Source organism: Pusillimonas minor, from assembly GCF_014237865.1.
In the GTDB taxonomy this organism is placed as follows: domain Bacteria; phylum Pseudomonadota; class Gammaproteobacteria; order Burkholderiales; family Burkholderiaceae_B; genus Neopusillimonas; species Neopusillimonas minor.
On sequence record NZ_JACJUU010000011.1, the window covers coordinates 22,682 to 46,502 of the forward strand.

Here is a 23,821-nt window from a genome sequence, read left to right on the forward strand (position 1 = left end):
GAATGTGCATGAGCACTCGCAAGTTTGGTCGTTTTGGTTTGGTCATGATGGGCGCTGTTGGCGGTGTGCTGGTCAGCCTGGGTATTTCTGCCGTTGCGCAGCGCGGCGAGCCCTTGCCGCTACGCGAACTGCAGCAGTTTGCCAATGTGTTTTCCGCCATCAAGGCCAGCTACGTCGAGCCCCTCACCGATCAAAAGCTCATGAATGATGCCATCAAGGGCTTGTTCAACGACCTTGATCCGCATTCGGCTTATCTCGACCCCGAAGCCTTCAAAGAAATGGAAGCCATTACCCAGGGCGGGTTTGGCGGGCTGGGTATTGAAATTGGCAGCGAAGACGGTATGCCCAAAGTCATCGCGCCTATCGAAGACACCCCGGCTGCCCGCGCCGGTATTTTGTCGGGCGACCTGATCACGCATATCGACGGCAAGCCCACCAAAGGCATGACCCTCAGCGAAGCCATCAAGCTCATGCGTGGCGAGCCTCAAACGCCTATTGTGCTTACCATTCAGCGTGCCGGCCAAGACAAGCCCCTGATGGTGAAAATCATCCGCGACATGATCAAGGTGCGTAGCGTGCGCAGTAAAATGCTGCCCGACGACGTCGGTTATGTCCGTATTGCCCAGTTCCAAGAACGCACCGTGTCCGATCTGGCTCGCCAGTTGCGCGAGCTCGGGGGCGGCAAGGCACCCAAAGGGCTGGTCCTCGATTTACGTAACGACCCGGGTGGTCTGCTCGATGCAGCCATTGGTGTGTCGTCGGCCTTCCTGAAACCCGATGTCCTGGTGGTGTCAACCAAAGGCCGTATTCCTTCGTCAAACCGCGAATATCACGCCAAGCCGGTTAACTACGTGCGTAGTTTCGGCGGGGTGTCCAACAGCGATGTCGTCTTCCCCGAGTGGGCTAAAACGGTGCCCATGGTGGTGTTGATCAACGTCGGTTCTGCATCGGCCTCCGAGATCGTTGCGGGCGCGCTGCAAGATCACAAGCGCGCCAAGGTGCTGGGCAATCGCTCGTTTGGCAAGGGCTCGGTGCAAAGCGTGCTGCCGCTCACAGAAGACTCCGGCATCAAGCTGACGACAGCGTTGTATTACACGCCAAGCGGGCGTTCCATCCAGGCAACGGGTGTTGAACCCGACGTTGTCGTCGACGATACGCCGCAGGGCAATTTGTTCCGCATCCCCCGCGAAGCCGATCTTCAGCATCATCTGGCCAACGGCTCGTCGGCCCCCGAGGTCGTGACGCCGCAAGAAGACGAGCAAGACATGGCGCCGCCCGATGCCAAGATGTTCGAGTTCGGCGGTAAAGACGATTTTCAGCTGCAGCAGGCCATTAATTTGCTTGAGGGTAAACAGGTCAAGAAGAACGAAATTGTCGCCAAGGCCGATGCCGGGGCCGAAAAAAAAAATGACAGCGGCGCCGTAAAAACGGTCGAAGTCCCCGCACGCGCCTCTGATGGCGCCAGTACGTCGGGCGTCGAGCGTTACCGGTTCACCCCCGAAGGCATGATCAAGGTCGACTGATGGATGACGCGCAGCTTCTGCGGTATGCGCGTCATATCCTGCTCGATGAGCTGGGTATAGAGGGGCAAGAAAAGCTGCTGGCCGCACGGGTGCTTATTGTGGGCGCCGGCGGTTTGGGGTCGCCGGCGGCCATGTATTTGGCTGCCGCAGGTGTGGGGCATATTGTGCTGGCCGACGACGACGTTGTCGACATTGGCAATTTGCAGCGCCAGATCATGCACGATACCGCCCGGCTCGATGTCCCCAAAGCCGAATCGGGGCGCCAGACGCTGAACGCGATCAACCCTTTTATTACTGTGGTGCCAAGAGTCGAACGGCTTGACGGCGCGGCGCTGTCACAGGCCGTTGCCGATGTTGATGTCGTCCTTGACTGCTGCGATAACTTCGCCACGCGTCATGCGGTGAATCGGGCGTGCGTGGCGCACCGCAAACCCCTGGTGTCGGGCGCAGCCATACGGTTTTCTGGGCAGGTCAGCGTGTTCGACCTTCGCCGCGCCGATGCGCCCTGCTACCACTGTCTGTTTCCTGAAGCCGACGAGGTAGACGAACTGAATTGCGCGACGACTGGCGTGTTGGGGCCGTTGGTGGGCATTGTGGGCAGTATGCAGGCGGCCGAGGCCATCAAGGTTATTGCCGGCATTGGCGAGCCCTTGGTAGGGCGGTTGCAGTGCCTCGATGCCTTGACCATGCAATGGCATCAAATTAAATACCGGCAAGATCCGGGCTGCCCGGTGTGCGCTTCGGCCCGCTAGGCGCCGGGGTTGGTCTTTTGCCGTTGCCGTGGCCCCGACCGGTTTGGGCAGCCGCCACGGATGCTGCCCCGGCCTGCCAGGTGCGGCCGTAGCCCTATCGCCGTAATGGCCGTTTGGCCGTCAGCAATGTACCCAAGGTACTGATACGCAGGTTAACGTAGCTATTGCGCCCGCTGTGCATGGCCGAAAACGGTGTGCCCGGATGAAAGATATGTACTGTGCGCAAGCCCAGTTGACGTGCGCTTTTCAGGTTTTTCAGGGTGTCTTCAACCAAAATGACTTGGTCGGGGCGCGTGCCCAACCGCGCCACGACTTGTTGCATGAGGGCGCGTGAAGGTTTGGGGCGGATGTGCCCCTGCAGCCGCATATGGTCGATCGACCAGATCATGTCGAAGTAAGGGAGCAGACCCAGCGTTTTCAGCACTGAACGCGCGTAGTCGTGCGGGGCGTTGGTCAGCAACACTTTGCGGCCTGGCAAGCGCGAAAACTTGCGCGCCAGGCCGGGCTCGGAGTGCACCAGTGGCTCGGCATCGAAATCGTGGCTGATGCGCAGAAATTCGCGGGCGTTCACGCCATGGTGTTTGACCAGCCCGATGACGGTTGCGCCGTAGCGTTTCCAGTAGCGCGCCCGAAGCTCGTTTGCCAGGTCGATATCAACATCGAGACATTGCGCAACGGCGTCTGTCATTTTGCCGTCAATGACTTTAAAAATGGCGCGGGAGCTGTCGTGCAGCGTGTTGTCGAGATCGAATAACCAAACGGGCGCATGCTGTGCATACGCCCGTCGTGCCCGTTGCGTGGGCAAACGGGTATGGATTGATCGCATGCGCTAGTGGGCGCTGATCATGGTGCCGACGCCGCGGTCGGTAAGAATTTCGAGCAACAGGCAGTGAGGGACACGGCCGTCGACCACGTGGACCGAGTTGACGCCGTTACGCGCGGCGTCGAGTGCCGAAGAAATTTTGGGCAGCATGCCGCCCGAAATCGTGCCGTCTTCGAAGAGCTCGTCGATGGTGCGGGCCGACAGGCTGCGTAGCAATTTGCCCTGCTTGTCGAGAACGCCGGGTGTGTTGGTAAGCATGACCAACTTTTCGGCGCCCAGGACTTCGGCCATTTTCCCGGCGACCAGGTCGGCGTTGATGTTGTAGGCGCGGCCGTCTTCGCCGTAACCAATCGACGAAATAACAGGGATGAACTGGTCATCTTGAAGTGCCTTGACGACTGCGGGCTCGATGCGGGAGATGTCGCCGACAAAGCCGATGTCGATCATTTCGCCGGGGCGTTCTTTGTTGGGTACCAGCTTTTTGGTGGCCTGGATGAGGCAGCCGTCTTTGCCTGTCAGGCCGACGGCTTTGCCGCCCGCTTCGTTAATCATCATGACGATGTCTTGCTGAACCTGGCCCCCCAGGACCCATTCGACGACCTCCATGGTCTCGGCGTCGGTGACGCGCATTCCTTGGATGAACTCGCCTTCTTTGCCGACGCGCTTGAGCGCTTCGTTGATTTGCGGACCACCGCCGTGGACAACAACCGGGTTTAACCCCACCAGCTTAAGCAACACGACGTCGTGGGCGAAGCTGCGTTGAAGCGCCTCTTCGGTCATGGCATTGCCGCCGTACTTGACGACGACGGTTTTACCGTGAAAGCGCCGGATATAGGGCAGTGCTTCGGAGAGAACGGCTGCCTTGATCTCGGAGGTGTAGGTGGTGGGATCGGAAGAGGGTGTGGTCATGGGCACAGAAGCAGAGAGTTTGCAAACTTAACCGGCCAGCGCGCGCTGTACGGTTTTGACGAATTCTTCTTTATTGTAGTTGCCAAGATAACGCTTGACGATGTTGCCGTCTTTGTCGATAAGGAATGCCGTGGGCGTGAGCTGAACATTGCCAAAGGCTGCGGCGATTTTGCCGTCGGCATCGTGCACAACATTAAACGGCAGCTCACGGGTTTCGGCGTAATTACGGACGTAGTCGATGGGGTCGTAGTCCATCGCGACGGCGATGACGTCGTAGCCCTGGTCGGCCAGCGCAGTGTAGGTGGCTGCGGTGTCGGGCATTTGCTGGATGCAGGTAACGCAACTGGTGGCCCAGAACTTGACCATGACGACTTTGTCGCGGAGGTCTTGGGTGGTGAAAGTTTTGCCTTGCAGGTTGGTGAACGACACCTGGGGAGCCGTACGCGCAGGCGAGGACAGCTGCCAGGCCAGCAGGCCTACGGCAGCAACTGCGGCCACAATAATGATTTTAAGTTTGCTCATTGGACAGGCATGGTTTGGGTGTCGGGGGCGCCGCTGCTGCCGGGGGTTGTGCCGGCGGGTTGCGTAGTTGTGCTGCGCGAGGCGTCGGAAACAGGCGCTGCGGGCGGCACCAGGCTTTCGCGGGAAACAATGGTGAACAGCTTGACGACTTCGTTGACCCCCGAGATATTGGCAGTGACCTTGGCGGCCAGGATGCCCTCGGTTTCGGTGACTTTGCCTTGCAGGTAGACGATGCCGCGTTCGGTGGTGACCACAATGGTGCGTGCCGGGACTTCTTTGGCGTCGATCAGGGCGGTTCTGACCTTGGTGCTGATCCAGGTGTCGTTGGTGCGTACGCTAAGCGGGGTGATATCGCCAATCCGTATGCGGTTAATGACTTCTTTGACATTTTCGACGCCCGCAGCGGCGGTTTCGGCCTGGGCTTTGTCTTGTGCGTTGGGGACATCGCCCACCAACAGGACGCGGCCCGCATAAGACACGCTGATGACGCGTGCACGGTCGCCAAACAGGCGCCGCATTTCGGCGCCGATTTTCATTTCGATGGTCTGGTCTTCGACCTGCTCGCCGGTGGTGCGGCGATCGGCCGCGACCATGGCGGTGGTTGCGGCCCCGCCGACCAGCATGACGCCGCACCCCGACAAGAGCGTGGTGAGCGCGAGCAGTGGGGCAAGAAGGCCTTTTTTAAACAGGGTGGACATTGACATGGTCATTACAGGGCGTCTCCGAGGAGCAGTGCATCGATACCATCGCACAAAGCATGCAGCAAGATAATGTGGACTTCCTGGATGCGCATGGTGCGATCGTGCGGCACGCATAGGTGGATGTCGGTGTCGAGCAGGACGTCGTTCATTTTTCCGCCGCCTTTGCCCGACAGGGCGATCACCATCATTTCGCGGTCGTGGGCTGCTTCGATAGACCGCAATACGTTGGGCGAGTTCCCGCTGGTGCTGATGGCGACCAGGATATCGCCGGGCTGGCCTAGCGCGGTAACCTGGCGCTCGAAGATATGGTCGTAGCCATAGTCGTTGCCAACGGCGGTAAGAATGGATGTATCGGTATTCAGGGCAATGCCGGCCAATGGCAGGCGGTCGCGTTCGAAGCGGCCGACAAGTTCGGCGATGAAGTGCTGGGCGTCGGCTGCAGAGCCACCGTTGCCGCAGGCAAGAATTTTGTTGTTATTGGCCAGTGCAGCGAACAAAACGTCGACAGATGCCGCAAGGGGTTCGGCCAAAGCCTGTGCGCTGGCCTTGAAGGTATCGATGGCGTCGTCGAAGTGGGACGACATGCGAGAGGTCATATCCATGCCCGGTATTATCTCATGAGCGTTGTAAATCGAGGTCAGGTAATGTAACGTTTTTTGGCACAAGCCCGGTATGACGTATTGTCAGGTGTCAAAGGCATTGGGTATCCAGGTCAGCCCGGCATTGTCGATGGTGATGACATCGAAACGACAAGGCGGTACGACGCCCCGGAAATGGGCCTGCGCAAGACGGGGCAAGAAAAACAAAGCCGTGCGGCGCAGTTTGTCTTGCTTGTCACGGTTTACACTGGCGGCTGGGCCACCAAAGCCTTGCCCCGTGCGCAGCTTGACCTCAATAAACACCAGCTGCTCCCGGTCGATGGCAACAACATCGATTTCCCCGGCTTTACAGCGCAGGTTTTTGTCGACGACGTTAAGGCCGCGTTGCGCCAGAAACTCGCAGGCCTGTTGTTCGGCCTCGAAGCCGATGCGCTGGGTGGGCGACCCGTAGGTCGTTTCGGGCTGATGCGTCGGCGCTGCGCGAGGTGCGGCGCGCCGACGCCTGATGGCCTTGTTTTGGGCCATACGCGCAAGTTCGAACGCCAGGTTGTCATGTTCGGGCATGTATGGCGGGCCGCCTTGTCCAGGTTTTAATGGGTTGAGTATGCTTGAAAATATCGATGTCGGCGCCCTTGAGGGGTCATGGAAACGTCTCACCGATCGCGTGGCAGGGCAAGACTGGCCCGCGTCGACCTTGTATGTGGTGGCGACCCCTATTGGCAATTTGGCCGATTTTTCCTTACGCGCCTTGCATGCCTTAACGCTCTGCGACGTCGTCGCCGCCGAAGATACCCGCGCCAGTCGCCAGTTGCTGGATGCCTGGGGCGTTCAAACCCCTTTGCTGGCGGCGCATCGGCATAACGAAGCCCAAGCGGCGCAATCGATTGTCGAACGGCTCTCGCAGGGGCAACGTGTGGCGCTGGTGTCCGATGCCGGCGCACCCGGCGTCAGCGACCCGGGCGCCCGTGTGGTGCGTGCGGTGCGCGACGCCGGGTATCGTGTCGTGCCTATCCCGGGGGCAAGTGCCGTCATTACGGCACTGATGGCCAGCGGCGCCACGTCCGACGAAAACCCGGCGTTTGTGTTCGCCGGCTTTACGCCCTCGCGGCCGGTTGCACGGCGCAAGTGGTTGCAGCAATGGTGCGCAACGCCGGCGCCGGTGGTTATGTTCGAGTCACCGCATCGCTTGCGTGCCGCTTTGGCCGATTTGCTGACGGTATGCGGGCCCGATCGCTTGCTTACGATTGCGCGCGAGCTGACCAAGCGGTTCGAGCAGGTGCATACGTTGTCGCTGGCTCAGGCGCAAGCCTGGGTAGAGAGTGACAGCCACCACGAGCAGGGCGAGTTTGCCCTGATTGTGCATGCACCGCCAGCATTGGATACCCCCGTGTTAGACCCGGCAACCGATGCGCTGCTGAATGCTTTGCTTGAGTCGGTCAGTGTGCGCGATGCCGCCAAGATTGCAGCCAAAGTTAGTGGAATGCCGCGCGATGTACTGTACAAACTGGCGCTTGAGCGGCAGCAAAAAAACTAGCGTAGGGCGATGGTGGGTTGGGCGCCTACAGCATCGTAGACACGTACGGCGGCATTGACGGCCTGGGTACGGTCGGGATACGGGCCCAACTGAACGCGAAACAGGTCGCCGCCCTGGGCGACGTGCACGGTTTGCGACTCGACGCCGGCTATTTGTGTATTTAGTTTTTGGGCCAGGGCCTGGGCGTTTTCGGCGCTGCCAAAGGCACCGAACTGAAGGTAAAAGCCGCTGGCTACGGGTGCCACACCTTGCGTCTGGTCTTGAGGTGCCGTGGCGGTATTGTCGGGTGGCGTACTGACGCTGCCGGCATTTTCTGGTGATGCCTCCCCGTTGCTGTCTGTCAGTGCGATAGCCGACAAGGCATCTGGCATGAGGGGGGCTATGGCGGGCTCGCTGGCGCTAAAGGTTTGTACCTGGTTGTCGGCATTTTGGGGGGCAACCGCAACTACATTTTGCCCGGGTGTTTTCCAGGTACCGCGGCTGATGTCTGTTTGCGTGATGGCTTCGACCACAACCTTGCCGCTACCCGGGCCAATTAAGCCCAGCTTTGCTGCGGCTACGTAAGACAAGTCGATGATGCGGCCGGGGTGGAACGGGCCGCGGTCGTTGATGCGCACGATAACGGAGCGGCCTGTGGCGGGCCGGGTGACCCGGGCATAGCTGGGAATAGGCAGTGTGGGGTGCGCTGCTGTCATGGCATACATGTCGTAGATTTCGCCGTTGGCGGTTTTGTTGCCATGAAACTGGCGCCCGTACCAGGAAGCGATCCCTTCTTCGCGATAGGGGGCATTGCCACTAATGGGTATATAGCGCCTGCCGAATACTGAATAGGGGCGCAAGTTTGCGGGGGCATAGGCCTCGATGCGAGGTACGGCGTCGGGGATGGCCTCGATGTTGGCCGGGGGCGAGCTGCCCGGGCCGTCGTTTTGATAGTAGCCGCCCGAGCGTTTGCCCGATGACGAGCACCCGGCCAAAATGGCCAGGAGCACAATTAGGCAGAAATAGCGTAAGCGGTAAAAGGCCATGGCAATTTACTTACGGGCGAACAGGCAAGTTACGGTGTCTGACGAGCAGCGGGGCGTGGTCGGCAAACCGGCGTGCAAGCTGCTCGACGACATAGACCGAGCGGTGTTGCCCGCCAGTACAACCAATGGCTATTGTCAGGTAGTTGCGGGTGTCTTGTAAATACAGGGGCAGCCAACGGCGGATGAAGCCACCGATGTCTTCGATCATGGTTTCGACGCTGCCGAACTGGGCCAGCCATGCCGCGACGGGTTCGTCGCGGCCCGTCAGCGGCCTGAGCTCGCGGTCGTAGTGCGGGTTGGGCAGGCAGCGAACATCGAAGACCAGGTCGGCGTCGGCCGGCACGCCGCGTTTGTAGGCAAACGATGCAAAGGTCAGTACGACTTCGGCCCGGCCGGCCTGAATGAGGTCGCGCATCCAGGCGCGCAGTTGGCCAGGGGTCAGGTCGGAGGTGTCGATAACGTGTTCTTGGTCGCGCAGCGGCGCGAGCAGTTCGCGTTCGGTGTGAATGCACTCTAACAGCGAGGGGGAGTCGCCTTTGCGCTGCAAACGATCGGTTAACGGGTGTCGCCGCCGGGATTCGGAATAGCGCTGCATAAGCGCATGGTCGCTGGCATCGAGAAAAATAACTTTGAGCTCGGTGCCTTGGGCGCGTAAGCCCGTGATGATGTCGGGCAGCCCGGCCAGTTCACCCGGCGAGCGGATATCGATGGCAACGGCGACGCGATCGAGGTTTTCTTCGCGGACCGTGGCGATGAATTCGTGCAAGAACTTGACGGGCAGGTTGTCGACGCAGGTGTAGCCGGAATCTTCGAGCAGCCTTAGGGCAACTGACTTGCCCGAACCTGAAATGCCTGTGATCAGTACGATTTTCATGGCTATTCGGGGCGACTGCTTTCCATGATGGCCAGCGCTTGTCGTTCGATGAACTCGCCCATGGTGTCGATGCCGCGGAGCGACAAAATGGTGTTGCGTACGGCCGCTTCGACCAGCACAGCCAGATTGCGCCCCGCTGCGACTTGCAGCATGACGCGGCGAATGGGGGTGTCGAGAATGTCTTGGGTCAGGTCTTGGACAGGCAGGCGTTCGAAGGCGTCGGCATTGGAGCGCATGAGTTGCACAATAAGTTTCAGTCGCATTTTTCGGCGTACGGATGTTTCGCCGAAAATGGTGCGGATATCGAGCAGGCCCAGGCCGCGTACTTCGAGGAGGTTTTGCAGCAACGGCGGGCAATGACCTTCGATGATGCCGGGTGCGGTGCGCGAGAATTCGACGGCGTCGTCGGCTACCAGGCCATGGCCGCGAGAAATCAGCTCGAGCGCCAGCTCGCTTTTGCCCAGGCCGGATTCGCCCGTAATAAGCACGCCCAGACCAAGGACGTCCATGAAGACGCCGTGGACGATGGTTTTGGGCGCCAGCCGCTTGCCCAGGTAAATACGCAGCAGGTCGATAAGCTTGGCGGCTTCGATGGGGGTGGAAAGCAGCGGTACTTGCTGGGCGTTGCAGAAGTCGCGCAGGTCTTCGGGGGCTTCGAGGCTTTCGGCCATAAGAATGGCCGGCACGCCGCCTGCGACGAGGTCTTCGAGGTGATGCAGACGACGCTTGGGTTCGAAGCGCGTGTAGTAAAGCAGTTCGGCTTTGCCGAATACCTGGATGCGGGATGGGTGAATAAGGTTGAGGTGGCCGACCAGGTCGGCGCCAGCCATGCCAACGTCGGGGATGATCCGGTGTGCTGCGCTCAGCCCTGCGACCCAGGTAAAGGCGATTTTTTCGGTGTTGTCGCTTACGAGCTCTTGAACGGTCAGCATGGCGGCGTTATGAAGAACTGGTGGTCAGTAACTGGTGGACCTCGGCCGGGTCGGTGGCCGTGGCCAGCTTTTGCCTCAGGACTTCGTCGGCGGCAAGACGGGCAATTTCGGCTAACAGGTCGAGGTGTATTTGCGTGGCTGCTTCGGGGACCAGCAAGAAAAACAACATGCTGGCCTGGCGACCGTCGTTCGGGTCGAACCGTACAGGTTCGGCCAAACGATAAAACGCGGCAACCGGCTCTTTCAGGCCTTTGATGCGACCATGCGGCACGGCGACAAGGTGGCCCAGCGCCGTAGACCCGAGCCGTTCGCGCCCGATAAGACTTTGGAATACGGCCGTACGTGCGATGCCGTGGTGGTTTTCAAACAGCAGTGCGGCTTGCTCGAAGGCACGTTTCTTGCTGGTGGCTTCGAGGTCAAGCACGATGTTCTGCAGAGGCAAAATACGCGACATTAAGTTCATACCGAGCATTATATGAGGGTAATGGTGTTTACAGAAAGTGCAGGCCATAATGCACGAAAGCCCCAACACAATTAAGTGATTGGGGCTGACTCATGAGGCCTGTGGTTTGCGTCACCGGTGCGCCTTCGGGCGCTGGGGCAGTCTACGGGCCTGATGATGCTATTCGGCGGGGATTTCTTGCCGTTTTAGCGGATCGTGGGTATGGTCTTGGACTTTGTCTTTGTATTTAATGACCTGACGATCGATTTTGTCTGCCAGCAGATCGATGGCGGCGTAGAGGTTTTCGTTGGAGGCTTCGCAGTGCAAGTCTTTGCCGCGCAAGCGCATGGTGACCTCGGCCGTATGCTTCAGACGCTCTACAGAGAGCATGACCTGGGTGTCGATAACATGATCAAAATGTCGGGCAACCCGTGCCAGTTTCGTTTTGACGTATTCATCGATGGCGGGGGTTACTTCGAGGTGACGACCGGTAATACTCAGGTTCATGTTGAGCTCCTATTAAAAACAACACTTGGCGCATGGCGCCGTTTACGGATACTTAGGGGCCTCCTTGGTAATGTCAACGTTTTCAGTGTATCGCCTGCGGCGCCGAAATCAAGTGGGGTAAACACAGGGTTTGTCGAAAATCAAAAAACCTGTGCCTGACGACCCGGGTATTTGACCGGGCCGAATTTACATCCGGAAGTTTTTGCCCAGGTAAACCTGGCGAACCGCTTCGTTGTCGATGATTTCGTCGGGGTGGCCGTTGGTAAGTACCTTGCCTTCGCTGATGATGTAGGCGCGGTCGCAAATGCCTAGCGTTTCGCGTACGTTGTGGTCGGTGATGAGCACGCCGATGTTGCGCGACTTGAGAAAGTGCACAATGCGCTGGATTTCGATGACGGCGATAGGGTCGACGCCTGCGAAAGGTTCATCGAGCAAAATGAAACGGGGGTGAGTCGCCAGGGCGCGTGCGATTTCGACGCGGCGGCGTTCGCCGCCCGAAAGCGAGATGGCTGTGTTGCTGCGAATATGCTGGATTTGCAGTTCGTCGAGCAATGATTCCAGCCGGTTGTTGATTTCATTGCGGGTCAGGGGTTGACCCGCTTCATCGACTTGCAGCTCGAGGACGGCCTGAATGTTCTGTTCGACCGTGAGCCGACGAAACACCGAGGCGTCTTGTGGCAGGTACGACAGACCCAGCCGCGCCCGCTTGTGCATGGGCATGGCAGTAATAGGCACACCGTCGATTTCGATGCGGCCCGAGTCGGTGGGGACAATGCCGACAATCATGTAGAAACTGGTGGTCTTGCCGGCCCCGTTGGGGCCAAGCAGCCCCACGACTTCGCCGCTGTCGACCGACAGCGAGACGTCTTGCACAACGGTGCGTTTACCGTAGGTTTTCTTCAGGCCGGTAGCCGTCAGGCTGCCCGGTTGATCGCTGGCCGCGCGCAGCGGCGCGCGATGTGGTGCTGTAGAAGCCATGCGTACTGCCTTAAGGTTTGGACTTTTGCTGGCAAGCAGCCGCAGCGGCGTCGGCCTTGGCGCTGGGCGTGGCCAGCGAGCGAACCCGCCCGCCACGTGCCGCCGAGTTGGGGCCGCCGAACGCCTGGTAAACGCTGGTTGACTGGTTGTACTTGACGCGTTCGCCGCTGATGGTGTCAAAGGCTTTGCCGCACACAAATTTGGTCACGATGGCCTGTCCGATCATTTCGATGGTTTCGGTTTTGCCGTCGTATTCGGCACGAAGCCCTCGAGCTTCGACAACCTCGAATTTTTCAGGGGTTTCTTGGCGAATGAAGACCAGCTTGCCCTTGTCGGCCGTGGCGGTACCGTACTGGAAGCCTTCGGCATCTTCGCGCATGACGAGAACGTCGGAGTTGAGCGTCATTTGACCGCGCGTCATGACGACATTGCCGGTGAAGGTACTTTCTTTTTTGGCATCGTCGTAGTTGAGCGTGTCAGACAAAATGAGGGTGTCGGGCTCTTCGGCGGGGGTGTTGCCCTGCGCCTGCTGTGCATTGGCTGTAAAGCCGAAACACAGCAATGTACAGGCCAGTAAAGACGTAAAAAGAGAGGGGCGGTTTGAAGTCATGGTGTTTGCGTGTCGGGCCCGTTGCTGTTCTGGCTATCGGAGCGTTTACGGGATTCTTCGCCGGAAATTTTTACGTCGCTGGCGGAGAAAACCTCAAGTGTACGAGAGTCGTTGTCGTAGCGCATGCCTTTTCCGTTGATGCGCGATTTGCCATTGACCACCAAAGCGGGGAGGTCGGTGTACGCGACATCTTCGTCGGGCAGCAAAATAAGCTGTTCGCTGGTGACGTCAAGGGCCGGCCGGTCGTCGTAGGGGACGCGATGCAAATGCGCATCGCCGGTCAGGGTGATACGGCTGCCGTCGTTGTCCATGATGGCCTTGTTGCCGGTGGCAACGGTTACCGGAGAGCCTACGCGCTGCCCCACGGCCCGGGCCTCGTCGACTTCGTAAGAGTCGTCGTCGGGGTAGTGCAACATGTAGTCGCCTTCGAGGCGGTTGATGGCAACGCCGGCCTCGTTGGTGCGGATCATGACGAACTTTTGCGACCAGGCGTCGGGTTCGTGCGTAAGACGGCGGGGTTCGTCGAGCAAGACCGAACGCAAGGTGTAGTCGGCAGCCCACCAGCTTAAAAAAACCAGTGAAACGAGCAGCAGGAGCGCTACGAGTGAAGGAAGGCGTTCTTTCATTATTGGGTGACGTCGCCCAAAATGACGGTGTTGGGTTGCAAGAAGGCGCTAAGCCGGCCTTGCGCGGCAAGGATGAGGTCGCAGCATTCGCGCGCCGCACCGTGCCCGCCGTTTACCGACGACACCCAATGCACGGCTTGCGAAATATAGGCTGGTGCATTGGGGACACTGGCAGAAAACCCGACGCGCTGGAGTGCGGCCAGATCCATGATGTCGTCGCCCATGAAGCCGACCTGGTCAAGCGTACAGCCCAGTTCTTGAGCCATGGCTGTCAGCCCCTGGACCTTGTCGCGTACGCCTTGTTGCACCATTTCGATGCCCAGCTCGGCCGCACGACGGGCCACGATGGGGCCTTTGCGCCCGGTAATAAACGAGACGGCAATGCCGCTTTCGCGCAGCATGCGCAAACCGTAGCCGTCGAGCGAGTTGAATCGCTTGACCAGCTCGCCGTTCTCGCCGTACCACAGGCCGCCGTCGGTGAGGATGCCGTCGATGTCGAAGGCCATCAGGCGAACCTCGCGGGCGCGGTCGACGACAGCGCTGTTAACCTTGGCCAGAATAAGGGCTTCGGCGGGGTGAGGAATTGAAATGGGTTTCATGAATTAAATTACCTTTGCGGCCATCAGGTCGTGCATGTGCAGGGCGCCGATAAGCAAGCCGTGGTCGTCAACAACGACGACCTGGGTCAGATGGTTGGTGTCCATCAGGGTGGCGGCTTCGACGGCCAGAGCGTTGGCCGATACGTGTTTGGGGTTGTGCGACATGCCGTCGGCAACCGTGAGCTGGCGGATATCGCCTTCGCGGCTGATCAGGCGGCGCAGGTCGCCGTCGGTGAAAATGCCGACCGGAGCGCGCGTTTCGTTGATGACGATGGTCATGCCCATGCCCTTGCGCGACATTTCTTGCAGCGCCTGGGGTATTGGCGTGGATTCGCGCACGACGGGCAGGGCCTCGCCCGAACGCATGACATCGCGCACGTGGGTAAGCAGCCGGCGCCCCAGCGCGCCGCCGGGGTGCGACAAGGCGAAGTCTTCGGCCTGAAAACCACGGGCCTCGAGGCAGGCGACGGCAATGGCGTCGCCCAGCGCCATGGTGGCCGTTGTGCTGGCGGTGGGGGCCAGGTTAAGCGGGCAGGCTTCGTGGTCGACATGCACGTTAAGGTGGATGTCGGCGTTGGCGGCAAGTTCGGAGCCGGGGTGGCCTGTGATGGCAATGATGGGAATGGCCATACGTTTACAGACCGACAGGACGGTCATGAGTTCCTGGGCGGCACCCGAATACGAGATGGCCATGACGACGTCTTGTGCCGTGAGCATGCCCAGGTCGCCGTGTATGGCTTCGACGCCGTGCATGAAAAAAGCCGGGGTACCGGTAGAGGCGAGGGTGGCCGCGATTTTTCGGCCGATATGCCCCGACTTGCCGATGCCCGTCACAACGACTTTGCCCTGGCACGACAGTATCTTTTGAACGGCCGAGTGAAACGACGCGTCGAGGCGGTCGTCAAGCGCTTGCAGCGCACTGATTTCGGTGCGCAGCGTACGGCGCGCCGAAGCCAGTGTTTCGGTGGGGGAAAGCGGTGATGAAGTCATCTTGTCATTTTAAATTAAGGTTATAGTTAACCCTAAGTCCAACTTTATGTCTTACGGCAATTTAAATGCATACCGACCCAGCAGAGTACATTCGCAATGCCATTCGCAGCGTCCCCGACTGGCCAAGCCCGGGTGTAACGTTTCGAGACATTACCCCGATATTACAAGATCCCCGTTCGTTCCGCGTTTTGGTCGACCTGTTCGTTTACCGGTACATGCGTCAGCGCCTCGATCTGGTTGCCGGGGTCGATGCCCGTGGTTTTATTTTGGGCTCGGTGCTGGCCTACGAACTTAACCTGGGTTTTGTGCCGGTGCGCAAAAAGGGCAAGCTGCCATACCAGACGCTGGCCGAAGAGTACACCCTTGAGTACGGTAACGCGACAGTCGAAATGCATACCGATGCGGTCAAGCCGGGTCAGCGGGTTTTGCTGATCGACGACCTGATCGCCACGGGCGGCACCATGGTGGCGGCTGCAAAGCTGTTGCAGCGTTTGGGGGCCAATGTGGTCGAGGCCGCCGCAATTATCGATTTGCCCGAACTGGGCGGGTCCGACATCTTGAAAGAAACCGGTTTGCCTATTTATACCGTTTGCAGCTTTTAAACGTTTTAGCGGTTTTGTATAAAAAATTGCCGGCCTTGTCAGGGCCGGCATTTTTTTTGCCATACGGCCGCGCGTGCCGTGCGGAGTGATGAGCGGCTTAAAGAAACAGCCGGTACGCCGGGTTTTCGGTTTCGTTCCAGTAGGGGTAGCCCAAGCCGTCTAAAAAGGCCTTGAAGTCTTTTTTGTCGGACGGGGGGACCTGCAAGCCGACCAGAATCCGGCCGTAGTCGTCGCCCTGATTGCGATAGTGGAACAGGCTGATGTTCCAGTCGGGGCTCATGGCGCTTAAAAACTTCATCAGGGCGCCGGGGCGCTCGGGAAACTCGAAGCGGAACAGCATTTCGTGTTCGGCCAGCGACGACCGACCCCCCACCATAAAACGCAAATGCGTTTTTGCCATCTCGTTATGCGTCAGGTCGAGGGTTTCGAAGCCTTTTTTACGCAGGGAAGCAGCAATTTTTTCGGGCTCGCTCGCGGCGCTGATTTGTACGCCGACAAACACATGCGCACTGGATGCGTCGGAAATACGGTAATTGAATTCGGTGACGCTGCGTGAGCCGATGGTTTCGCACAACTTGAGAAAGCTGCCGCGTTGTTCGGGGATGGTGAGTGCAAACAGCGCTTCGCGGGCTTCGCCCACGTCGGCCCGATCGGCCACAAAGCGCAGCCGGTCGAAGTTCATGTTGGCGCCACTGGCGATGGCGACCAGGTTTTTGTTTTTTAGCTTGTGCAGCGCGGCATAGCGTTTGGCGCCGGCAATGGCCAGGGCGCCCGAGGGTTCGAGCACGCTGCGGGTGTCTTGGAAGACGTCTTTGATAGCGCCGCAGATGGCGTCGGTATCGACGGTAATGAAGTCGTCGACGTACTCGCGGGTGAGCCGGAACGTTTCGAGGCCGACCTGCTTGACGGCCGTGCCGTCGGAAAACAGCCCCACGTCGTGCAGTTCGATGCGACGGCCTGCCTTGACGCTGCGAATCATGGCGTTGGAGTCTTCGGTTTGTACACCGATGATTTTGATGTCGGGGCGCAGTTGCTTAATGTAGCTGGCGACGCCGGCAATTAGCCCGCCACCGCCGATTGCCGCGAAAACCGCGTCGATAGGGCCGGGGTGCTGACGCAGGATTTCCATGCCGATGGTGCCTTGCCCGGCGATAACGTCGGGGTCATCGAATGGGTGAACAAAGGTGAGTTTTTCTTTTTTCTCGAGCTCTTTGGCGTGCAGGTAGGCGTCGGAATAGCTGTTGCCCACCAGAACTGTTTCGCCGCCCAGGGCCTGTACGGCATTGACCTTGACCTTGGGGGTGGTGGTGGGCATGACGATAACCGCCCGGCAGCCCAGCTTGCGCGCCGACAGGGCAACGCCCTGCGCATGGTTGCCGGCCGAGGCGGCAATGACCCCGCGCTTGAGCTCGGCCTGGCTGAGGTTGGCCATTTTGTTGTAGGCACCGCGCAGTTTGAAGCTGAAGACGGCTTGCGTGTCTTCGCGCTTGAGGAAAAAATTGTTGTTGGTACGTGCAGAAATTTGCGGTGCAAACTCGAGCGGGGATTCGATGGCGACGTCGTAGACTTTTGAGGTAAGGATGCGTTTGAGGTAGTCGGTGGACATGATGGGTTGGGGCGCAAAGGGTGCACGTAAAGAACTAGATTACCACAGCAAAATGGCGGCTTGACGCTACACTGCACGCCATGGAAATTGCAATGATGGACTTGTTTGACGGGCTTTTCCGGGCCCTGGCGCTGCCGCAGGCCGGGTTGACGGCCATTTTTCTGGCCAGTCTGGTTTCGGCCACGCTGTTGCCCATGGGGTCAGAGGCCGTGTTGCTGGCGTATTTGAATGTTGCCCCGGATATGTTGTGGGCGGCGATTGCTGTCGCAACGTTGGGCAATACGCTGGGGGGCGTGATCACCTATGGCATGGGCCGGGGCGCCGAAGCAGTCTACGAGCACTATGCAAACCCGTCGCAAGCCGGCCGCTGGACGCTGAAAGCGCACGCCTGGACACGCCGCTGGGGTGCTCCGGTGCTTTTGTTGTCGTGGCTGCCCGTCATTGGTGACCCGTTATGCGCCGTGGCCGGCTGGCTGAAGCTGCCATTTTGGACATCGGTCTTTTACATTGCCGTGGGCAAATGCTTGCGTTACGTGGCTTTGGCCCTCTCGGTTTCATGGTTTTTTGGGTCGTGATGGTCTCGTCGCCGGCTTGACTGATGAAGTAAACTGAGGGTTAACCATGTCACCCTTTTGAATGCGACTTCATGAACGCCCCTCTAGCCAGTCAGCTGCTTGCCTCTAAATCGCCTTCGCCAGACGTGCCGCGTTTGCGCGAGATCCCCTACAACTACACATCGTTCTCCGATCGCGAGATCGTGTCCCGGTTGTTGGGCGAAGAAGCCTGGCATTGGCTTTCCGATTTGCGTACAGAGCGGCGTACGGGGCGTTCGGCTCGCATGCTGTTCGAGGTGCTGGGCGATATCTGGGTGGTGCGTCGCAACCCATACTTGCAAGACGATCTCCTCGAGAACCCGAAGCGCCTGGCCATGCTGATCGAGGCGCTGCAGCACCGACTCTCGGAAATCGATCGTCGTCGCGACCCCAGCGATCCCGATCGAGATAACAAGGTCGTATTGCTGCTGCAAGCAGCCCGTGGGGCGCTCAGCGCGTTTGAATACGAGTTCGAGCAAACCCGCGAGCTGCGCAAGAAAGTGCAGCGTCGTCTGGCCAAGGTCACGGCCAAAGACAACATCAAATTTGACGGTTTGTCGCGGGTATCGCACGTTACCGACGCGACCGACTGGCGTGTTGAGTACCCCTTTGTTGTTTTAACGCCCGACACCGAGCGCGAAATGGCTGCCTTGGTGCGCGCCTGTATCGAGCTCGAACTCACAATCATTCCACGGGGCGGCGGCACCGGGTACACCGGGGGCGCTATCCCGCTTACCTGGCGCTCAGTCGTCATCAACACCGAAAAGCTCGACCAGTTGGGGGCGGTTGAAACGACAACCCTGCCCGGGGTCGAGCAGCCTGTGGCCACCGTGTGGTCGGGCGCAGGTGTGGTAACCAAGCGGGTTACCGAAGCGGCCGAAGCAGCAGGCTTTGTGTTCGCCGTCGACCCCACCTCGGCCGAGGCGTCGTGTGTGGGCGGTAACGTGGCCATGAACGCCGGGGGCAAGAAAGCCGTGCTGTGGGGTACGGCGCTCGACAACCTGGCCTGGTGGCGTATGGTCGACCCCGACGGCAACTGGCTCGAGGTAACCCGTATTGGTCACAATATGGGCAAGATTCACGACGTTGCCGAAGCGACATTCGAGGTCAAGTGGTTTGATGGCAGCGCTGCACCGGGCGAGCGTTTGTTGCGCACCGAAACCCTGGTGATCGAGGGTCGCCGGTTCCGCAAAGCCGGGTTGGGCAAAGACGTGACCGACAAATTCCTGGCGGGCTTGCCGGGTATCCAGAAAGAGGGCTGCGATGGCCTGATTACCTCGGCGCGCTGGGTGTTGCATCGCATGCCGGCCCATACGCGCACGGTCTGTCTCGAGTTCTTCGGCCAGGCGCGCGATGCCATTCCGTCGATTGTCGAAATTAAAGACTACCTCGACAGCACCGGACGCCAAAAAGGGGCCATTCTGGCCGGGCTCGAACACCTCGACGAACGCTATCTGCGTGCCGTGGGTTACGCCACAAAAAGCAAGCGCGGCGGCTTGCCCAAAATGGTGCTTATCGGCGATATCGTCGGTGACGATGCCGATGCTGTTGCCACGGCTGCCAGCGAAGTGGTGCGCTTGTCCAATACCCGCCACGGCGAAGGGTTCGTGGCCGTCAGTGCCGAGGCCCGTAAAAAATTCTGGCTCGATCGCGCACGTACCGCAGCCATCGCGCGTCATACCAACGCGTTCAAAATCAACGAAGACGTCGTGATTCCGCTGGACCGTATGGGCGAATACACCGACGCCATCGAACGGATCAACATCGAACTGTCTACCCGCAACAAGTTGCGCCTGCTCGATGCCCTTGAAATCTTTTTGGGCAGTGGCGATTTGCCAGTGGGCAAATCGGAAGATGCCGACGACGCCGAGCAAACTCGCGCCGACATCCTGCATGACCGCACACAAGACGCGCTCGATACCCTGCGCGATGTACGCAAGCGCTGGACATGGCTGCTCGAGAATCTCGATATGCCGCTTGACCAGGCGCTTGCCGTGCTGCCGTCCATTGGCATGTCTGATGCCGTGCAGGTGCTTGCCGAGCGCGTCACGCAACAGCCGGGTGTGCGTGTTTTCGATGTAGTGCAAGATCATACCCTCCGAATTTCCTGGAAGACCGAAGTCCGTGCCCTGATGGAGCGCTACTTTGCAGGGGCGGCCTGTGCGGCGGTTCTGGCCGAAATCCAGGCTATCCACGACCGGGTGCTTAAAGGCCGGGTTTTTGTGGCGTTGCACATGCACGCCGGCGATGGCAACGTTCACACCAATATTCCCGTCAATTCCGACAACTACGAGATGCTGCGCGAGGCCAACGAGGCCGTGGCCCGCATCATGCAAATCGCCCGCGACCTTGATGGCGTCATTTCGGGCGAGCACGGCATTGGTTTGACCAAGTTCGAGTTTCTGACCCAGGAAGAGCTGCAACCCTTCCAGGACTACAAGCGTCGCATCGACCCGCAGGGCCGGTTTAACGCCGGCAAACTGATGCCCGGCGCCGACTTGCGCCATGCCTGGACGCCCAGCTTCAACTTGCTGGGGCACGAGTCGCTCATCATGCAGCAAAGCGAAATCGGCGCCATTTCCACGGCCATCAAAGACTGCTTGCGTTGCGGCAAGTGCAAGCCGGTTTGCGCAACGCATGTGCCACGTGCCAATTTGCTGTATTCGCCACGCAATAAAATTCTGGCAACGTCACTGCTTATCGAAGCCTTCTTGTACGAAGAGCAGACCCGGCGCGGCATCAGTTTGCAGCATTGGTCCGAGTTTGAAGATGTGGCCGATCACTGTACGGTGTGTCACAAGTGCTATAACCCCTGTCCTGTCGATATCGACTTTGGCGATGTCTCCATGGAAATGCGTGCTTTGTTGCGCCGCATGGGTAAAAAATCGTTCAACCCGGGCACGACGGCCGCCATGTTCTTCCTTAATGCCAAAGATCCGCGCGTTATCAAGGCAACCCGCACGGCCATGGTCGACCTGGGCTACAAGGCACAAAGGTTTGCCCACGATTTGTTGGCGGCGCCTGCGCGCAAGCAGGTCGAGCAGCCGCCGGCCACGATAGGCAAAGCGCCTATCCGCGAACAGGTCGTGCATTTCATCAATAAGAAAATGCCGGGGGGCTTGCCCAAGCAAACGGCGCGCAAGTTGCTCGACATCGAAGACGCCAATTACGTGCCCATCATCCGTAATCCGTCCTCGACGACAGCCGACACCGAAGCCGTCTTCTATTTCCCGGGCTGTGGGTCCGAGCGCCTGTTCTCGCAAGTGGGGTTGGCGACACAGGCCATGTTGTGGCATGCCGGGGTACAAACGGTATTGCCGCCGGGCTATTTGTGTTGTGGTTACCCGCAGCGCGGCAATGGCATGACCGACAAGGCCGAGAAAATCATCACCGACAACCGGGTGCTGTTCCATCGGGTGGCCAACACGTTAAATTACCTCGACATCAAAACCGTCGTGGTCAGTTGCGGTACCTGTTACGACCAGTTGGCCGGCTACGAGTTTGAAAAGATTTTCCCCGGCTGCCGCCTTATTGATATTCATGAGTACCTGCTTGAAAAGGGGATGAAGCTTGAGGGCGTAACGGGTAGCCGGTACATGTACCACGACCCTTGCCATACCCCCATGAAGCTGCAAGACCCGATGAAAACGGTCAAGGCGCTGGTGGGCGACAGTGCGGTCAAAACAGACCGCTGCTGCGGCGAGTCGGGTACGTTGGCCGTCAGCCGCCCCGACGTCTCAACCCAGGTGCGTTTCCGCAAGCAAGAAGAGCTGGTCAAGAATACGGCGCAAGTTCGGGCCGATGGTTACGACGGCCAGGTCAAAATCCTGACCTCGTGCCCGTCGTGTTTGCAGGGCTTATCGCGCTACGAGGGCGATACCGGCATGCAGGCTGACTACATCGTGGTTGAAATGGCCCGTCATGTTTTGGGCGAGTCGTGGATGGAAGACTACGTGAAGTCGGCCAACGCAGGCGGCATCGAGCGGGTGCTGGTTTAAGGCACCCACCCGGGCGGGTAAGTTGTTATGGGCTGGGCGGCGTCACCACGCGTGACGCTGCAAATTCCAGCGAAAATATACTGCCGGCGCCGACACGGCTCTGTATGTGCAGCTCGGCATTGTGGCGCATGGCAACGTGTTTGGTAATGGCCAGGCCCAGGCCGGTGCCGCCCGTGGCGCGTGACCGGCCGCGGTCTACCCGGTAAAAGCGCTCGGTCAGACGAGGGATATCTTGTGCGGCAATGCCTATACCGGTGTCTTGCACCGAATAGCACGCCTGCCCCGATTCGGTCAGGTACCAGCTGGTGGTGATGGTGCCGTCTTTGGGCGTATACCTGATGGCATTGGTCAGCAAATTGCTGACCGCCGATGCCAGTTCGGTTTCAATGCCTTTTATGTACAGATTGTCGGCGATGTTTTCAACAAAAACGTGTTGGCCGGCTGACAGCAGTTTGGCTTGCTCCAGGGCCCGGTCAATGACTTCTTTCATGTGAACCGGCTCACCCGCCTGGGTGGGCGACGATTCTAGCGTGGACAGCGTCAGCAAGTCGGCCACAATGGCCTGCATGCGGCTGGCTTGTTGCATCATCAGGTCAAGATAATGCATGCGTTGCTCGTCCGAAATTTCTTCGCGGGGGATGTCGTGCAGGGTTTCCAGAAACCCGGACAGCACCGTGAGCGGCGTGCGCAGTTCGTGGGATACGTTGGCCACGAAGTCTTTGCGCGTGGTTTCGAGCCTTTCGACCTGGGTAACATCGCGCGTGACCACCAGGTACTGGTCAATGCCGTATCGCGTTAACTGGATCAGCAGCGACCTGTCGACATTGTCTTGTGCCGTGTGATGCAACAGCATGGGTTCGGGCCAGGTCGACTGACGGGCATATTTGTTGAACTCTGGCGAGCGCAAAATATTGAAAATGCTGTGACCGCGGTCTTTGTGCAGGTCAAGCCCGGTATGTGTGCGGGCCGTCTGGTTGCACCAGGTCACCATCATTTCTTCGTTCAGCGTAATGGCGCCATCGGGCAGGGCCTCGGCGGCCAGCATGATGCTGTCGATGTGCTGGTTAAGTTCTTTGACCAGCAAGTTGTTGCGGCGAATTTCGCGGTAAATGGGGGCAATGATTTCGTCCCAGGGGCCAACCGATGGGGGCGGGGGGGACGACAGGTCGCCCACCCATCTGCGAATTTGCGTTAACTGCATCCCGCTGATCAGCACCATGGCCGACAGCCCGATGGCCAGCAGAACCCACCCTGCGGTGGGGGTTGTCCAGTAGCCCACCGCCCAGGCAAGCACCATCCATGTTGTGATAGAGGCGAGGGTTTTGCGCATGTTCAGGCGCCGGCGGCGCTGGCTGGTGTTTGTGGTAGCTGCACGGCAAAGCGGTAACCCGCACCCCGGACGGTTTCAATGTGGTTTTCGTGTCCGCTGGGTTCAAGGGCTTTGCGCAGGCGCCGGATATGTACGTCGACTGTACGCTCTTCGACAAAAACGTGGTCGCCCCAGACCTGATCAAGCAACTGTGCGCGCGAAAAAACGCGTTCGGTGTGGGTCATGAAAAAGTGCAGCAGGCGAAATTCGGTGGGACCGACCGTTAGCGACAGGCCATTACCGGTAACGCGGTGCGTGGCCGGGTCGAGCTTGAGCGTGCCAATTTGAATCAGGTCGTCGGTTAGTTGCGGCGCGCGGCGGCGCAGCACGGCCTTGATGCGGGCCATCAGTTCTTTGGGCGAAAACGGCTTGGTGATGTAGTCATCGGCGCCGGCTTCCAGGCCTTCGATTTTGTCGCTTTCGGCGCCCTTGGCCGTCAGCATAATGACGGGCACCTGCCGGGTGCGCTCGTCGGCGCGCAGCTTTTTGGCCAGCGTAATGCCCGATGCGCCGGGCAGCATCCAGTCAAGCAAGATCAGGTCGGGAAGCTCGGCGCGTATCAGGGTTTGCGCCTGCTCGGCGTCGAAGGCCCGCAATACTTTGTGCCCCGCAAATGACAGGTTGACGGAGATCAGCTCCTGGATGGCGGGTTCGTCTTCAATGACCAGTATGGTTGTGCTCATGGTGTGCAGGATAAAATAACCGAA

The 23,821-nt window shown here is 59.2% G+C and carries 25 protein-coding genes; 6 read left to right on the forward strand and 19 right to left on the reverse strand.

Going from position 1 to position 23,821, the window contains the following annotated elements; genetic code table 11:
• Nucleotides 1-8 precede the first annotated feature (8 nt).
• Together GTU67_RS12260 and GTU67_RS12265 are read left to right on the forward strand one after the other, a co-directional pair.
• The gene (locus GTU67_RS12260) at nt 9-1,523 is read left to right on the forward strand and encodes a S41 family peptidase (protein WP_185780356.1); all 1,515 of its coding nucleotides are present in this window, start codon (nt 9-11) and stop codon (nt 1,521-1,523) included.
• The gene (locus GTU67_RS12265; protein ID WP_185780357.1) at nt 1,523-2,275 is read left to right on the forward strand and encodes a HesA/MoeB/ThiF family protein; all 753 of its coding nucleotides are present in this window, start codon (nt 1,523-1,525) and stop codon (nt 2,273-2,275) included. Before GTU67_RS12260 ends, GTU67_RS12265 begins: the two co-directional genes overlap by 1 nt.
• A 94-nt stretch (nt 2,276-2,369) precedes the next feature.
• On the opposite strand, the gene GTU67_RS12270 is transcribed toward GTU67_RS12265, so the two are convergent.
• The 6 genes from GTU67_RS12270 to GTU67_RS12295 all read right to left on the reverse strand — a co-directional run bounded on the left by GTU67_RS12270 (nt 2,370) and on the right by GTU67_RS12295 (nt 6,393).
• Nucleotides 2,370-3,101: a pyrimidine 5'-nucleotidase gene (locus tag GTU67_RS12270; RefSeq protein WP_185780358.1), complete on the reverse strand. Its 732-nt coding sequence runs from the start codon at nt 3,099-3,101 to the stop codon at nt 2,370-2,372.
• Nucleotides 3,102-3,104: 3 nt separating this feature from the next.
• Nucleotides 3,105-4,007 (reverse strand): acetylglutamate kinase, encoded by a 903-nt coding sequence (gene argB, locus GTU67_RS12275; RefSeq protein WP_093969520.1) that lies wholly within the window; start codon nt 4,005-4,007, stop codon nt 3,105-3,107.
• A 27-nt stretch (nt 4,008-4,034) separates the two neighbouring features.
• Complete coding sequence (locus GTU67_RS12280) at nt 4,035-4,529, reverse strand: TlpA disulfide reductase family protein (RefSeq protein WP_185780359.1); 495 nt, start codon at nt 4,527-4,529, stop codon at nt 4,035-4,037.
• Nucleotides 4,526-5,227: a BON domain-containing protein gene (locus GTU67_RS12285; protein ID WP_249417705.1), complete on the reverse strand. Its 702-nt coding sequence runs from the start codon at nt 5,225-5,227 to the stop codon at nt 4,526-4,528. Before GTU67_RS12285 ends, GTU67_RS12280 begins: the two co-directional genes overlap by 4 nt.
• 11 nt (nt 5,228-5,238) lie before the next feature.
• On the reverse strand, nt 5,239-5,832 hold the full coding sequence (locus GTU67_RS12290; protein ID WP_173862499.1) for a phosphoheptose isomerase: 594 nt from the start codon (nt 5,830-5,832) through the stop codon (nt 5,239-5,241).
• Nucleotides 5,833-5,913: 81 nt separating this feature from the next.
• Nucleotides 5,914-6,393 carry a YraN family protein gene (locus GTU67_RS12295; protein ID WP_185780360.1) on the reverse strand — a complete coding sequence of 160 codons (480 nt, stop codon included), beginning with the start codon at nt 6,391-6,393 and terminating at the stop codon, nt 5,914-5,916.
• 40 nt (nt 6,394-6,433) lie between these two features.
• Between GTU67_RS12295 and rsmI the strand changes: the two genes are divergently transcribed.
• On the forward strand, nt 6,434-7,363 hold the full coding sequence (rsmI, locus tag GTU67_RS12300) for a 16S rRNA (cytidine(1402)-2'-O)-methyltransferase (protein ID WP_185780361.1): 930 nt from the start codon (nt 6,434-6,436) through the stop codon (nt 7,361-7,363).
• Here rsmI and GTU67_RS12305 read toward each other — a convergent pair.
• The 10 genes from GTU67_RS12305 to GTU67_RS12350 all read right to left on the reverse strand — a co-directional run bounded on the left by GTU67_RS12305 (nt 7,360) and on the right by GTU67_RS12350 (nt 14,946).
• On the reverse strand, nt 7,360-8,388 hold the full coding sequence (locus tag GTU67_RS12305) for a septal ring lytic transglycosylase RlpA family protein (RefSeq protein ID WP_185780362.1): 1,029 nt from the start codon (nt 8,386-8,388) through the stop codon (nt 7,360-7,362). The genes rsmI and GTU67_RS12305 overlap by 4 nt on opposite strands.
• A gap of 10 nt (nt 8,389-8,398) precedes the next feature.
• Nucleotides 8,399-9,262 carry an RNase adapter RapZ gene (gene rapZ / locus GTU67_RS12310; RefSeq protein WP_185780363.1) on the reverse strand — a complete coding sequence of 288 codons (864 nt, stop codon included), beginning with the start codon at nt 9,260-9,262 and terminating at the stop codon, nt 8,399-8,401.
• A 2-nt stretch (nt 9,263-9,264) separates the two neighbouring features.
• Complete coding sequence (hprK, locus tag GTU67_RS12315) at nt 9,265-10,194, reverse strand: HPr(Ser) kinase/phosphatase (protein ID WP_185780364.1); 930 nt, start codon at nt 10,192-10,194, stop codon at nt 9,265-9,267.
• Between the two features lie 7 nt (nt 10,195-10,201).
• The gene (locus GTU67_RS12320) at nt 10,202-10,657 is read right to left on the reverse strand and encodes a PTS sugar transporter subunit IIA (protein ID WP_185780365.1); all 456 of its coding nucleotides are present in this window, start codon (nt 10,655-10,657) and stop codon (nt 10,202-10,204) included.
• 159 nt (nt 10,658-10,816) lie between these two features.
• Nucleotides 10,817-11,143, reverse strand: coding sequence for a ribosome hibernation-promoting factor, HPF/YfiA family (hpf, locus tag GTU67_RS12325; protein WP_185780366.1), 327 nt, complete (start codon nt 11,141-11,143; stop codon nt 10,817-10,819).
• Nucleotides 11,144-11,329: 186 nt separating this feature from the next.
• Nucleotides 11,330-12,121 (reverse strand): LPS export ABC transporter ATP-binding protein, encoded by a 792-nt coding sequence (lptB, locus tag GTU67_RS12330; protein WP_093969512.1) that lies wholly within the window; start codon nt 12,119-12,121, stop codon nt 11,330-11,332.
• A gap of 10 nt (nt 12,122-12,131) precedes the next feature.
• Nucleotides 12,132-12,731, reverse strand: coding sequence for a lipopolysaccharide transport periplasmic protein LptA (gene lptA / locus GTU67_RS12335; protein WP_185780367.1), 600 nt, complete (start codon nt 12,729-12,731; stop codon nt 12,132-12,134).
• A complete protein-coding gene (gene lptC / locus GTU67_RS12340) occupies nt 12,728-13,357 on the reverse strand; it encodes an LPS export ABC transporter periplasmic protein LptC (RefSeq protein ID WP_185780368.1) in 630 nt (209 codons plus the stop codon). Before lptC ends, lptA begins: the two co-directional genes overlap by 4 nt.
• On the reverse strand, nt 13,357-13,956 hold the full coding sequence (locus tag GTU67_RS12345) for a KdsC family phosphatase (RefSeq protein WP_185780369.1): 600 nt from the start codon (nt 13,954-13,956) through the stop codon (nt 13,357-13,359). Before GTU67_RS12345 ends, lptC begins: the two co-directional genes overlap by 1 nt.
• A 3-nt stretch (nt 13,957-13,959) precedes the next feature.
• Entirely contained in the window at nt 13,960-14,946 is a 987-nt protein-coding gene (locus GTU67_RS12350) for a KpsF/GutQ family sugar-phosphate isomerase (protein WP_185780370.1), read from the reverse strand.
• A gap of 65 nt (nt 14,947-15,011) precedes the next feature.
• Here GTU67_RS12350 and GTU67_RS12355 point away from each other — a divergent pair, with 65 nt between their 5' ends.
• Nucleotides 15,012-15,548, forward strand: a complete 537-nt coding sequence (locus tag GTU67_RS12355) for an adenine phosphoribosyltransferase (protein WP_093969507.1) — start codon at nt 15,012-15,014, stop codon at nt 15,546-15,548.
• 97 nt (nt 15,549-15,645) lie between these two features.
• Here GTU67_RS12355 and ilvA read toward each other — a convergent pair whose 3' ends face one another.
• Complete coding sequence (gene ilvA, locus GTU67_RS12360; protein WP_185780371.1) at nt 15,646-17,154, reverse strand: threonine ammonia-lyase, biosynthetic; 1,509 nt, start codon at nt 17,152-17,154, stop codon at nt 15,646-15,648.
• 92 nt (nt 17,155-17,246) lie between these two features.
• On the opposite strand from ilvA, the gene GTU67_RS12365 reads away from it, so the two are divergent.
• The gene (locus tag GTU67_RS12365) at nt 17,247-17,729 is read left to right on the forward strand and encodes a YqaA family protein (protein ID WP_249417706.1); all 483 of its coding nucleotides are present in this window, start codon (nt 17,247-17,249) and stop codon (nt 17,727-17,729) included.
• Nucleotides 17,730-17,800: 71 nt separating this feature from the next.
• On the forward strand, nt 17,801-21,745 hold the full coding sequence (locus tag GTU67_RS12370; RefSeq protein WP_185780373.1) for a DUF3683 domain-containing protein: 3,945 nt from the start codon (nt 17,801-17,803) through the stop codon (nt 21,743-21,745).
• A gap of 25 nt (nt 21,746-21,770) precedes the next feature.
• Here GTU67_RS12370 and phoR read toward each other — a convergent pair whose 3' ends face one another.
• Together phoR and phoB are read right to left on the reverse strand one after the other, a co-directional pair.
• Nucleotides 21,771-23,075 carry a phosphate regulon sensor histidine kinase PhoR gene (phoR, locus tag GTU67_RS12375; protein ID WP_185780374.1) on the reverse strand — a complete coding sequence of 435 codons (1,305 nt, stop codon included), beginning with the start codon at nt 23,073-23,075 and terminating at the stop codon, nt 21,771-21,773.
• Nucleotides 23,076-23,077: 2 nt separating this feature from the next.
• Nucleotides 23,078-23,797 carry a phosphate regulon transcriptional regulator PhoB gene (gene phoB / locus GTU67_RS12380; RefSeq protein ID WP_185780375.1) on the reverse strand — a complete coding sequence of 240 codons (720 nt, stop codon included), beginning with the start codon at nt 23,795-23,797 and terminating at the stop codon, nt 23,078-23,080.
• Nucleotides 23,798-23,821: the final 24 nt, after the last annotated feature.